Genomic DNA, 12,237 nt, shown 5'->3' with positions numbered 1-12,237 from the left:
TTATATGAGCCTTTTCAAGAGCTTCGCCACGGTTGGTGGTGCAACAATGCTAAGCCGTCTCTGCGGGTTTGGGCGAGATGTGATGCTGGCTGCCTTTGTAGGCACTGGTCCTGTTGCAGATGCTTTTGTTGTGGCTTTCCGCTTACCAAACCTGTTCCGCAGATTGTTCGCAGAAGGTGCATTTAACTCAGCTTTCGTACCGCTGTTTGCCCGCTCTGTTGAGGAAGACGGAGAGCAGGGCGCGCGAAAATTTGCTGGTGAGATTGCGGCAGCTTTGTTCTGGACGCTGGTGGTTATCCTCGCTCTGGCAGAGGTTTTCATGCCTTTGCTCGTGCATTTGCTGGCGCCGGGTTATTTCTCTGATCCAGCGAAATTCGACCTCACCGTCCTCATGTCACGCATAGCATTTCCGTATTTGCTGTTTATGTCTCTGCTCGCGTTCTTGAGTGGAATTCTCAATACATTTCAAAGATTTCTAGCTGCGGCGATGGCCCCCGTCATGCTCAATGTAGTGATGATGGCCGTGCTCGCAGCCATTGGTTCTTATGGGATGGAGCCTGATCAGACGACCGGAGTGCTGTTGGTTGCTGGTGTTGCTGTTGCTGGTGTTGTTCAGCTGGCTGTTGTTGCCATTGGCATGAAGCGGCTTGGGTTTCGCGTCCCTATCATGCGCCCACGATGGACGCCGGGCGTAAAGCGCTTGCTGGTTTTGGGTGTTCCCGGTGTGATTGCCGGGGGGATTACGCAGATCAACATCACGGTTGGCACTATCATCGCCTCGCTGGAAAGCAGTGCGAATTCATACCTTTACTATGCTGACAGGATCTACCAGCTGCCACTGGGTGTGGTGGGAATTGCGATTGGTGTTGTGCTTTTGCCAAGCCTGACACGGCAGTTGCGCTCTGGTCAGGAAGAGCTGGTTCATCATACACAGAACCGTTCCATGGAGTTCGCTCTTGCGCTTACTCTTCCGGCTGCAGTCGCGCTCGTGATCATCCCAGATACCGTGATTTCTGTGCTGTTCCAACGCGGTCAGTTTACGGATGCTGCTGTTGAGCAGACTGCTTTGGCTTTGATGGCATTTGCCGTTGGTTTGCCTGCGTTTGTGCTGAATAAGGTGCTGTCCCCTGGCTTCTTTGCGCGGGAAGATACCAAGACCCCAATGTACTTTGCCGCCGTTGCCATGGTGGTGAACGTGGCGCTCTCAATCTTGTTGTTCCCTACCTTCAAACACGTGGGCATCGCGATTGGGACGACTGCTGCGGGTTGGGTCAACTCGGCGCTGCTGGCCTTTGTGCTGTGGCGGCGTGGTCATTTTGTTGTCGACGCAGCATTACTGAAAAGAATTCCGCTATTGGGCTTTGCCAGCGCTTTGATGGGTGTTGTGGTCTACGGCGGCACGCTTGTTCTGGAGCCGCTTTCAACCTCCAATCTGTTTGTTGTACGCGCCAGCGAGCTGGTCCTTCTTGTCACCATTGGCCTGATTTCCTTTGGGATTTTGGTTCAGCTCACCGGGACCGTGGATTTTCGCGCACAACTGCAGAAATTGCGGCGATAAAGGCTTTCTCACTCTGCAAATCACTTGCACATACGAAAAAGCGCAGTCATAACCACCGGGCTTAATCTGCGCGGGCTGTTCTAGTTTGTTTGTCACCCATTCAATCTATGCTCGCGCAACCCACTGGCCCTTCCAACAGGCCCAAGCCTAGGGATATTTGTTATGACGGCGTTTCAGCCTCGCGTTTTCTCCGGTGTTCAACCAACCGGAAACCTTCACCTTGGTAACTACCTCGGTGCTATTGTCCGCTTTGTTCCACTTCAGGACCAGATGCCGACCATCTTCTCCATCGTTGACATGCATGCGATCACAGTCTGGCAGGACCCTGCCGAGCTGACGCAGCAGACCCGTGAAGTAACAGCAGCTTACCTCGCAGCCGGTGTTGATCCGAAGAAGTCGATCATCTTCAACCAGAGCCAGGTGAAAGAACATGCTGAGTTGGCATGGATCTTCAACTGTATCGCTCGTATGGGCTGGCTGAAGCGTATGACTCAGTTCAAGGACAAAGCAGGGAAGAATGCAGAAAACGCTTCTGTTGGTCTGTTTGCTTATCCTAACCTGATGGCAGCAGACATTCTGGCTTACCGCGCAACCCACGTTCCGGTTGGCGATGACCAGAAGCAGCACCTTGAGCTGACACGCGATATTGCGCAGAAGTTCAACAATGACTTTGCTGATCGCATCAAAGAGCTGGGTCTTGGTGTTCCAAACCCTGAACCATCTCATGAAGCGCCGGATGAGCTTTACTTCCCGGTCACTGAGCCAATGATTACTGGTCCTGCGACCCGTATCATGAGCCTGCGTGACGGCAACAAGAAGATGTCCAAGTCTGATCCTTCTGATCTTTCCCGTATCAACCTGACTGATGATCAGGACACGATTGCGAAGAAAATCAGAAAGGCAAAGACCGATCCTGAAGCGCTTCCAAGTGAAGTGGGTGGACTGGAAGGTCGTGCGGAAGCTGACAACCTTGTTGGCATTTATGCTGCCCTTTCCGGGCGTACTAAAGCGGACGTTTTAGGCGAGTTTGGCGGACAGCAGTTCTCTGCATTCAAACCGGCTCTTTCTGAGCTGGCTGTTGAGAAACTGGCACCAATGAACGGTGAAATGCGCCGGATCATGGATGATCCTGCAAGTGTTGATGCCGTTCTGCGTGATGGTGCTGAACGTGCTGCTGAGATTGCAGAACCAGTGCTGCATGATGTACGCCGCATTATTGGCTTTTTGGAAAGCCGTCGCGGCTAATTTGCTTTTAGTTTCAAGACTGAGAAAGCCGCAGATAATCTGCGGCTTTTTTGTTTTCCGGAGTATTGCGGCTGCTTTTACTGGCGCACTCACTCATCCTTTAAAAAGGGCGACACGTGCGCTTGCGCTGCCTCGTTGGCCGCAACGATGTGTTTGAGCAACAAGGCATCCACCGTATGTGCCATAACCACACAGCGCCGGTCCATTTGTGGGAAGTCATCGCACACGGGTGACTTGAACAGAGTAGGGTTCTGTTGAACCAGCCCCAGCATGTCCTGAAGATCCTGAATACTATAACGCGCGTGAAGAACCTTTATAAACTGCTCTTTGAAGCCAGTGTTATCGGCCGTGATGCGCTGAGCCAGTTCTGCCCGCGTAACTTTACAGGCCTGCTCTGTCATGCGGACTCCACAAGTCATCATACGCGGTTGCTGTTGAAGGTAATCCGATATTGGACCGTGCATGTCTTCCCAATTGTCGAACTGATAGCCCTCGAAAAATTGAGACATCATTTTTACCTGCTTCTCTCTGTCAGGAGGCAAAGGGTGAGCAAATCGGAAAGTGGCGGAGGGATCTTTTGCATCAAGTTGGCCGGTGATGAGATCAGTGAGTGGAACCGATGTTACTGATTGCGTTGTGTCTGCAATCTTGTTTCCAGAAGCATTGATAAGCGCAGGGCCGCTAAGGATTACGGTCAGATTGCGCTCAGCAAGAGCTTGAGACAGCACAGCTTTCTCAAGAAAAGTGGCTTTGGTCAGGACTGTAGTTCCAGAATCGGCATTATTGAAATCCGACACCTTCAAGACCACTTGTAAGCTCGTATCATCCACCCGAGTTAACTGGAGAACGGATGGCCCCATGGATGTAGGGGGCGAAGGGGTTTCCTGCTCTGGTAAGAGCAAATCAGATAAACTCTGTTCAACGGTATTGCTGCAGAACACAAACCCGTTTTCCCGCTTTACCTCGCCGTTATCACAAAAGGCCACCACAGGAACCGGACCTGAGTTTTGCTTCTTTTTTTCCTGCATACGGGCATAGGTAGCCTCTGTCATCTTGTAGGTCATGCGCTGTGTGACAGAACCATCCTCAGCAAAATCATAGTGCAACTCAATATCTACGCAGGCGGAAAGAACCACCGCCAAACACATAAAAACTATCGCCTTCCATCCTCGCATCTCTTACCCCAAAACTAATCTCATAAAAAAATACGCCGGAACCAAAGCAGAGGGTTGTCATATGAGCCACACAACTATGGTCTAAGGGGGGATTGAATTGATTATTGATATGGCTGTTTATCGCGTTTCGATGCTTAAAACTGGTTCTACTACAGATCTAAAAATACAGTGCTTATTGCCGCTTAGTGGGTCGAGTTCACCATATGCTCACGATCAGAGCAGGCAATATTATATTTGACGTAATGGTCAATCTGAGACCTTGAGAGTCTTTATCGCTGGATATTCTCTGGAGCTGTTGTCTATTTCTTATAAAATTCGCCAGAAACGCATTCAATTTGCGCTGTGTTTATTGACAGAGGGCTAGTTGCACCCCTACATCCTTGCTGATTGATTGGTGGGGCTTGCCCCAATACATCAGATGGTCGGATGAATGATTGAAACTCGTATTGATCGACGCTTTGCTAAGCTGAAGGCTGAAGGACGTCCTGCGCTCGTAACTTTTATTACGGCCGGAGACCCGGACCTCGCCACTTCACAAGCTATTCTGGAAGCACTTCCAGAAGCGGGTAGTGATGTTATTGAGCTTGGCATGCCGTTTTCTGACCCAATGGCTGAAGGTGTTCCAATCCAGCTGGCGACTCAGCGCTCTTTGGCGCATGGTCACACGATGGACAAAACGCTTCAGATGGTGCGTGAGTTCCGTAAAAAGGACAATGACACCCCAATCGTTCTGATGGGTTACTACAATCCAATCTTTGTACGTGGCAGCGCTGCTTTTGTGAAAGAAGCACGTGAGGCTGGCGTTGATGGTCTGATTGTTGTTGATGTGCCTGCCGAAGCAGATGATGAACTCTGCATTCCGGCGATTGAGGGCGGTGTAAACTTTATCCGCCTAACAACACCAACAACTGATGACAAACGCCTTCCAACTGTTCTGGCGAATACATCAGGTTTTGTTTACTACGTATCTGTAACTGGTGTAACCGGATCTGCCGCTGCAGACACCACTGCTGTTGCTAAGGCAGTTACACGAATTAAATCCCACACTGAGCTTCCTGTTGCTGTTGGCTTTGGCATTAAAACCGCTGAACAAGCAGAGGAAATTGGCAAGCATGCCGACGGTGTGGTGGTTGGCTCCATTCTTGTTGAGGCGATTAGAACAAGCCTTGACGACAACGGCAAAGCCACAAATCAGACACAAGCTGCTGTTACCGAAGTTGTACGCTCACTACGTGTGGGTGTAGAAAAAGCTCGGAAATAAGTATTGCTTTACGAATGGTCCGTTTAATGGCCATTAAAAATTGAAAACGAAATTAAAGACAGGCGGCAGCCCGTGAACTGGATTAACAACGTCGTACGGCCGAAAATCCGCAGCTTTCTCGAAAAGCGCGAAATTCCGGAAAACCTTTGGATCAAGTGCCCTGAAACTGGCGAGATGGTCTTCCATCGCGATTTGGAGGCAAACCAGTGGGTTGTACCAAACTCCAACTTTCATATGCGCCTCTCCAGCAAGAAGCGTTTGGAGTATTTCTTTGACCAGGGTGAATACACCAGCATCGAGACTCCAGAAGTTGCTGTCGACCCACTTAAATTCCGCGACCAGCGCAAGTATGTTGATCGCCTGAAAGATGCCAAAGCCAAAACCGAGATGACCGACTCTGTCGTTGTCGCCAGCGGTAAGGTGAATGGCTACGACATGACCACTGCTGTTCAGGATTTCGCCTTCATGGGCGGTTCTCTTGGCATGGCAGCTGGCGAAGCGATCATTCGCGGTATGGAACATGCCGTTGAGCACAAAACACCTTTCGTCATGTTTGCCGCTTCCGGCGGTGCACGCATGCAGGAAGGCATCCTCTCGCTGATGCAGCTGCCACGGACTACTGTAACCGTGCAGATGCTGCGTGAAGCAGGCCTGCCTTACATTGTGGTGCTGACCAACCCGACGACCGGTGGTGTAACGGCCTCCTACGCGATGCTGGGCGATGTTCACATTGCTGAGCCTAACGCTTTGATCGGCTTTGCTGGCCAGCGTGTGATTGAGCAGACTATTCGCGAGAAGCTTCCTGAAGGCTTCCAGCGTTCTGAGTATCTGCGCGATCACGGTATGGTCGACATGGTTGTGCATCGTCACGAGCTGAAAGAAACCATTTCCAACCTGTGTAACCTGCTGATGAAGCGTGAAGCTCAGCTGCCAGTGCTTGAAGAAAAGCCTGCAGAACCAGAGGCGAGCACTGAGGTTGCTGCAACCCAATAAGCCTTTACGGCTCACGGAGTTGCGATTTGCTTTTAAAAGTCCGGCATACCGTGCCGGGCTTTTTCTTTATTCAGTTGCCCAGCAGATTTGAAGGTGGATAGCCAATGAACAAGATCAAAGCCGCCCTTGATCGTTTGATGAAACTTCATCCCGATGAGATTGATCTGTCCTTAGACCGTATGCATCGGGTCATGAAGGCGCTGGGGAGCCCTGAGACACGCATTCCGCCAGTCTTCCATATAGCGGGGACCAATGGCAAAGGCTCTACTGGAGCTTCCGTCAGGGCGCTTCTGGAGGCCCAGGGGGAAACTGTTCATGTGTATTCCTCACCGCATCTGGTTCGCTTCAATGAGCGCATTCGGCTGGGTGGTACAGGTCGCTTTGTTGAAGATGATGCATTGCTTGAAGCGATTGAGCAGGTTGAAAAAGCCAATGATGGTCATGAGCTGACGTTTTTTGAAGCGACAACGGCCGTTGCATTCTACCTGTTTGCCAACAATCCTGCTGATTATCTTGTTCTGGAAGTTGGGCTTGGTGGTGTTCTGGATGCCACCAACGTTGTTGAGAAGCCGCTGGTGAGCGTGATCACTCCGATCTCAAAGGATCACGAGAATTTCCTGGGTGATAGCCTTGAAGGCATTGCGCTGGAGAAGGCTGGGATCATCAAGCCGGGTTGCCCTGTTGTTGTGGGTCCGCAAGCAGATGCCGTGTGGGATATGATTGAGAACAAAGCCGGGCGGGAGCGCGCGCCGATCTGGTTTCAGGGACAAGAGTTTTCTGCCTGGGAAGAGGGCGGGCGGCTTGTTTATCAGGATGAGTTTGGCTTGCTGGACCTTTCACCGCCAAAGCTTGCCGGTTTCCATCAGATGTCCAACTCCGGTCTTGCATTGGCTGCGTTGCGGGCGGCGGGACTGCTTGAGAGCGAAGAGGCGCGGGTTGCTTGCGATAAAGCGCTGCGCTCCATCAACTGGCCAGCACGGATGCAGCCTCTTTACGAAGGTAAGCTCTTTGACGAGCTGCCAGAAAGCAGTGAGATCTGGGTTGATGGCGGGCATAATCCCGGCGCCGCAAAGGTGATTGCTTCATTTCTCGCGGATTTGACGGATAAGGCATCCCGTCCGACCTATCTGGTCATGGGCATGATGAGCACCAAAGATCCAGAAGGGTTCTTTGAGCAGTTTGAAGGACTGGCAAAGCATGTCATCTGCGTGCCTTTGACCACCACGAGCGCAGGACGTTCTCCAATTGAACTTGCGGAGATTGCACAGGCTGCGGGCCTTTCAGCATCGGCTCATGGCACCATGGACAGAGCAATCGCAGAGATCAGACGGCGTGCGCAGGATGAAGACGAAGCGCCGCGCATTCTGTTTGGTGGCTCACTTTACTTAGCTGGCGAAATTCTTGAGCGAAATGGCACTCCGCCTGAGTAAATATGGTTCGATTCAGACTCGAAATGATAAATGCGCGGTATTGACACACCTCAATCCTTAAATTCTAATTAGTTAAAATAGGCATTATTTTTAATTTGGAGTTTAAAATGAAAATCATTCTTATCGTGCTGGGCGCTGCCGCGCTCGGATTGCTTCCGTTCATACTACGGCATAAATCTACGGACACTCTTAGTGGCGTCCCCGAAAACATACGCCTAAGCATGCGGAAAACAAAATATCGAAAAAAGAAAGGCGTTCATGTTATTGATAGCGTCGACGATCCCTCAATTCTACTTGCTGTAATCGGCTTAATATTCGCGAAGTTAAGTGAGGAAGACGTTCATCGCCAAATCAATTCACTACATGCACATTTCAAGACCCAATATACCTTGCCTTACGACATAGGTGACCTTCACAACGTGGCAGAATGGATTATTGCTCAAAGCGGCGATGACGTAGAGCATATGGCAAAGCAACTTAAATACCTCTACCCATTTAATGACTCATTCTGGCCAGTTCTTGACAACGTCTTGCACTCAACGAGGGACGGGACTCAAGGTGAATTTAATTCAAAGCAGCAGCATTTACGATCAAAGCTAAAGATAATTTTTGATAACCATGCGAAGCTCGAAGAAAATAGACCTACTGTGCAGGCATAACTATCGATACTACTAGCGTCTCACATATAAAAACCGGCTTTTGGAAGCCGGTTTTCTTTCTGCTTAAATTATCGCGCAGCGGCAATCTGTTATACATCCAGACCTTCAAAGAGAGCGGTTGAGAGATAGCGCTCTGCGAAGCTTGGGATGATAATGACGATGTTTTTGCCTGCCATCTCGTCCCGCTGGCCAACTTCGATTGCTGCCTTCAAAACAGCACCGGAAGAGATGCCGACCGGAACACCTTCTGTTTTCGCCACTTCACGAGACAGAGCAAACGAGTCCTCATTGGAAACGGTGACCACTTCATCATAAACAGCTGTATCCAGAACGCCCGGTACGAAACCAGCACCGATGCCCTGAATTTTGTGCGGACCAGGCTGGCCGCCGGACAGAAGCGGGCTGTCAGCTGGCTCAACAGCGACCACGTGAAGGGCTGGATTGCGCTCTTTCAGCACCTGAGAAGTACCCGTGATGGTGCCGCCGGTGCCGATGCCGGATACGAATACATCAACGTTTCCGTCGGTGTCGTTCCAGATTTCTTCAGCAGTGGTTTTGCGGTGAATCTCAGGGTTGGCAGGGTTTTCGAACTGCTGCGGGATTACTGCGTCTGGAATCTCCGCCAGAAGTTCTTCCGCACGTGCGACAGCACCCTTCATGCCCTTTGGACCTTCAGTCAGGTCAATCTCAGCGCCCAGAAGCTTCAACATCTTACGGCGTTCGATGGACATGGTCTCCGGCATCACGAGGATCAGGCGGTAACCTTTTGCAGCTGCGACGAAGGCCAGGGCGATGCCTGTGTTGCCGGAGGTTGGCTCGATCAGAGTGGTTTTGCCCGGAATGATCTTACCTGTTGCTTCCATTGCCTCAACCATTGCGACACCGATACGGTCTTTCACGCTGGAAATCGGGTTGAAGAACTCGAGTTTGGCAAGCAGGTTGCCTTTTACGCCGTGAGCCTTTGCCAAACGGTCCAGACGTACGATTGGTGTGTTTCCGATAGTCTCAGTGATGGAAGAGTAAATTTTTCCACGACCCGGCTTGGAAGTGCTCATCGAAATCCCCTTTATGCAATTTGCTTGTGAGTTTGAGCCCTGTCTCGGCGGAAGAATCCCGAGCTGCAGCCTCATTAAATTTCTTAATGAAATGTAGGAAGTGTAACGAGGGTTTTCGAGGTTTCAAAAACCCCGAAAACTACAAGACGTAGAAACGTGATGCAAAATACAGCAGAACTATAGAATTACATTCTATCTGAGGGATGATTTAGTATGGTCTTTTGCAGAAAAGACCGTTTCCTCAGAAATAGATGAGTTATGCGGTGGTTTGATCCAGCGCTTCGAGACCCAACAGGGCAGGTAATTCAGACATGTGACCGAAGGTGGTTGCGCCCAGAGATTTGGCCTGCTCGATGTCTGCGTTTACATCGCCTGTGTAGTTGAAGACGCGCATTCCTGCGGCTTTTGCGGCTTTGATGCCTGCGATACTGTCTTCAATTACAACGCATTGCTCTGGCTTAAAGCCCATGCCTTTGGCTGCGTAGAGGAAGATATCCGGCGCTGGTTTGCCCATTTTGCAATCCTGCGCAGAATAGAGCACGTCCTTGAAGGTTTCCCAGAGGCCAGAGGAGCCAAGTGTCATCTGCATCTTTTCATAGCGACCTGAGGAGCCAACGCAGAATGGAATGCCTTCTGCTTTCAGATGAGCAACAACATCCAGAATACCCGGAATTGGCTCAATACCAGCTTCAAACGCGACCAGATCAGCCTGGCGAACCTGTGCAGCCCAGTCATCAGGAAGCTTTTTGCCGCTGAGGCGCTCGGCTTCTTCCTTAATGGTGTCCATTGCGATGCCGGTGAAGCGGTGGTGACATTCCAAAGGCGAAAAATCGAGGCCGATTTTCTTCATGAAGTCAGAAAGGACTTCATTCGCTATGGTTTCGGTGTCGACAAGAATGCCATCACAATCGAAAATCACCAATTCCGGCTTCATAATTCTTCCTTGTATTCCGCAGAGCCTCTCGCCTTCATGGGAGTTGACGCGAGATGCTCCAGTTTTCTTCCAGCGTATCCTTTGAAGATGCGCTTAAACGCCAGAGGAGCCAAACCCGCCTTCACCACGTTCGGTGGTTTCAAGCTCTTTGACTTCTTCGATCTGCACTTGCGTGACAGGGGCCACCACCATTTGAGCGATGCGCATTCCGCGCTCAATCACAAAGGAGTCTCCCCCCAGATTGATCAGGATGACCTTCACTTCGCCGCGATAATCAGCATCAACCGTACCTGGTGTGTTGAGGACCGTCACACCGTGTTTAGCGGCCAGACCTGAACGTGGACGAACCTGCCCCTCATGACCAGATGGCAGAGCAAGTGAAAGGCCCGTTGGCACCATCGCCCGCTGTCCGGGCTTCAACTCGATCGCATCTGTATTTGCTGCCTGCAAATCCAGACCAGCAGCCTCCGCACTTTGATAAGCAGGAAGCTCTAATCCTTCGCTGTGAGGAAGGCGCGTAACTTTTAGTTTTGGTGTCATGAAGAGGCCCATTGATAAGAGGCGTCTTTTCTAGCAGGAGTTTGCAATTTCTTCCAGTAGGCGCATGAAATTCGATCAAGGACCTTATCTCAGGATAAGGTCACTTTCAGTGAACAGTCCTATCAACTTTACTGAGATTGGTCGCAATTCACTAATGCAATACACTGTTGAGAATAAGAAATTCATCAACAAACCGAAACAAAAAAGCGTTTCACATGAAACAATCACCTCTCTTTTTGCCCCATGGAGCACCAGATCTCGCAATAAGACCTGAGCTGGAAGCTCATCAGTTTCTCAAAAACCTTTGTGTTTCAGGGGTTAAGCCCAATGCCATTGTGATCATTTCGCCTCACTGGCAAACGGAGCGGCTTGTCATCACGTCAGCAGGTCCGTTGAAGACCATCCATGATTTTCGTGGCTTCTCGCCGAAACTTTATGACATGCAATACGCTGCGGATGCACCAAGCTGGCTGGTTACTCGCACACACGACGCCATTACGCGCTATGGCCTGACCGTTTGCGAAGATAATTCATGGGGTTTGGACCACGGTGCCTGGGTTCCTTTGTCCCTGGCTTTTCCTGATGCGGATATTCCAGTGGTTCAGGTGTCTTTGCCCTATGCCTATGGAAGCGAAGAGAGCTTTAACCTAGGACGTGCTTTAGCTCCACTGGCGGAAGAGGGCATCCTTGTTATTGGCAGTGGTGCGTTGACGCATAATTTTTCTGAAGTCAGCGGCAATGGTGTCACGCCGGACTGGGCATTGGAGTTTGACCACTGGATTACCGAGCTTGCGGAACAAGGGGAGACCTGCGCACTGCTCTCTTCCAGCAATCATAAGTACTACAAAAAAGCACTTCCGACTGATGAACACTTCCTTCCGCTTCTTGTGGCATATGGAGCTGCGGGTGAGCATGCCTATGGTGAAAAGCTGCATGAGAGCTTCACTTACCGCTCTATCAGCATGAGTGCGTTTCGGTTTCGTAACAGGTCGTGAGCATAGCTAAAAACTTATCCCCCTATGCCGAACAGCGTCTATTCTCTTCATATGCCTACGTAGCGGGCTGCTGGCGGAGCGACCGTCAGTTTGTCGTAGGTTGGGCGGGGCTATTGGAAGACGTAACGCACCTTTCAGTGGTCCGGTGAACCGAACTTCAAACGTGACCGCATGGTTTGAGGGGAAGGGCCCAGGACTATAGGGTATCACGCGGCGACGGATGCAGACGTACCGGCAGTAAAACCTGCTTTTGCAGATGTGTTTGTCAAAGACGGAGGAACTGTTTGGGCATGGAAACGTGACTGGATAAGCCACCTTCTTTTCAGGAAACTGACTATCGTGCCTTATAGGCAAAAGAGGCGACGTAGTTCATTTAAAGAAAGCCCGGGCAA

General features: G+C 50.7%; 11 protein-coding genes. 7 read left to right on the top strand and 4 right to left on the bottom strand.

What is annotated here, in order from left to right:
• Positions 1-4 precede the first annotated feature (4 nt).
• On the top strand, positions 5-1,558 hold the full coding sequence (gene murJ, locus PsAD13_RS01880; protein WP_063317130.1) for a murein biosynthesis integral membrane protein MurJ: 1,554 nt from the start codon (positions 5-7) through the stop codon (positions 1,556-1,558).
• A gap of 162 nt (positions 1,559-1,720) precedes the next feature.
• Positions 1,721-2,803, top strand: coding sequence for a tryptophan--tRNA ligase (gene trpS, locus PsAD13_RS01875; protein ID WP_063317129.1), 1,083 nt, complete (start codon positions 1,721-1,723; stop codon positions 2,801-2,803).
• A gap of 89 nt (positions 2,804-2,892) precedes the next feature.
• Here the strand turns inward: trpS and PsAD13_RS01870 are convergent, their stop codons facing one another.
• Positions 2,893-3,867: a hypothetical protein gene (locus PsAD13_RS01870; protein WP_153040831.1), complete on the bottom strand. Its 975-nt coding sequence runs from the start codon at positions 3,865-3,867 to the stop codon at positions 2,893-2,895.
• A gap of 541 nt (positions 3,868-4,408) precedes the next feature.
• Between PsAD13_RS01870 and trpA the strand changes: the two genes are divergently transcribed.
• The 4 genes from trpA (at position 4,409) to PsAD13_RS01850 (ending at position 8,321) form a co-directional block, all read left to right on the top strand.
• Entirely contained in the window at positions 4,409-5,239 is an 831-nt protein-coding gene (trpA, locus tag PsAD13_RS01865) for a tryptophan synthase subunit alpha (protein WP_063292545.1), read from the top strand.
• 72 nt (positions 5,240-5,311) lie between these two features.
• Complete coding sequence (gene accD / locus PsAD13_RS01860) at positions 5,312-6,232, top strand: acetyl-CoA carboxylase, carboxyltransferase subunit beta (protein WP_063286245.1); 921 nt, start codon at positions 5,312-5,314, stop codon at positions 6,230-6,232.
• Positions 6,233-6,336: 104 nt separating this feature from the next.
• Entirely contained in the window at positions 6,337-7,662 is a 1,326-nt protein-coding gene (locus PsAD13_RS01855; protein ID WP_063317127.1) for a folylpolyglutamate synthase/dihydrofolate synthase family protein, read from the top strand.
• A 107-nt stretch (positions 7,663-7,769) separates the two neighbouring features.
• Complete coding sequence (locus PsAD13_RS01850) at positions 7,770-8,321, top strand: hypothetical protein (protein WP_063317126.1); 552 nt, start codon at positions 7,770-7,772, stop codon at positions 8,319-8,321.
• Positions 8,322-8,410: 89 nt separating this feature from the next.
• Here PsAD13_RS01850 and cysK read toward each other — a convergent pair whose 3' ends face one another.
• The 3 genes from cysK to dut form a co-directional block, all read right to left on the bottom strand.
• On the bottom strand, positions 8,411-9,376 hold the full coding sequence (cysK, locus tag PsAD13_RS01845) for a cysteine synthase A (RefSeq protein WP_063317125.1): 966 nt from the start codon (positions 9,374-9,376) through the stop codon (positions 8,411-8,413).
• Between the two features lie 256 nt (positions 9,377-9,632).
• Positions 9,633-10,310, bottom strand: a complete 678-nt coding sequence (locus tag PsAD13_RS01840; protein ID WP_063317124.1) for an HAD family phosphatase — start codon at positions 10,308-10,310, stop codon at positions 9,633-9,635.
• Positions 10,311-10,403: 93 nt separating this feature from the next.
• A complete protein-coding gene (gene dut, locus PsAD13_RS01835) occupies positions 10,404-10,862 on the bottom strand; it encodes a dUTP diphosphatase (protein WP_063317123.1) in 459 nt (152 codons plus the stop codon).
• Positions 10,863-11,065: 203 nt separating this feature from the next.
• Between dut and PsAD13_RS01830 the strand changes: the two genes are divergently transcribed.
• Positions 11,066-11,845 (top strand): class III extradiol ring-cleavage dioxygenase, encoded by a 780-nt coding sequence (locus tag PsAD13_RS01830; protein ID WP_063317122.1) that lies wholly within the window; start codon positions 11,066-11,068, stop codon positions 11,843-11,845.
• Positions 11,846-12,237 lie beyond the last annotated feature (392 nt).

Origin of the sequence: Pseudovibrio sp. Ad13, from assembly GCF_001623225.1 — a bacterium.
GTDB lineage: Bacteria > Pseudomonadota > Alphaproteobacteria > Rhizobiales > Stappiaceae > Pseudovibrio.
Note: the sequence above shows the minus strand (reverse complement) of the source record. Positions and strands in the feature narration are given on the sequence as shown.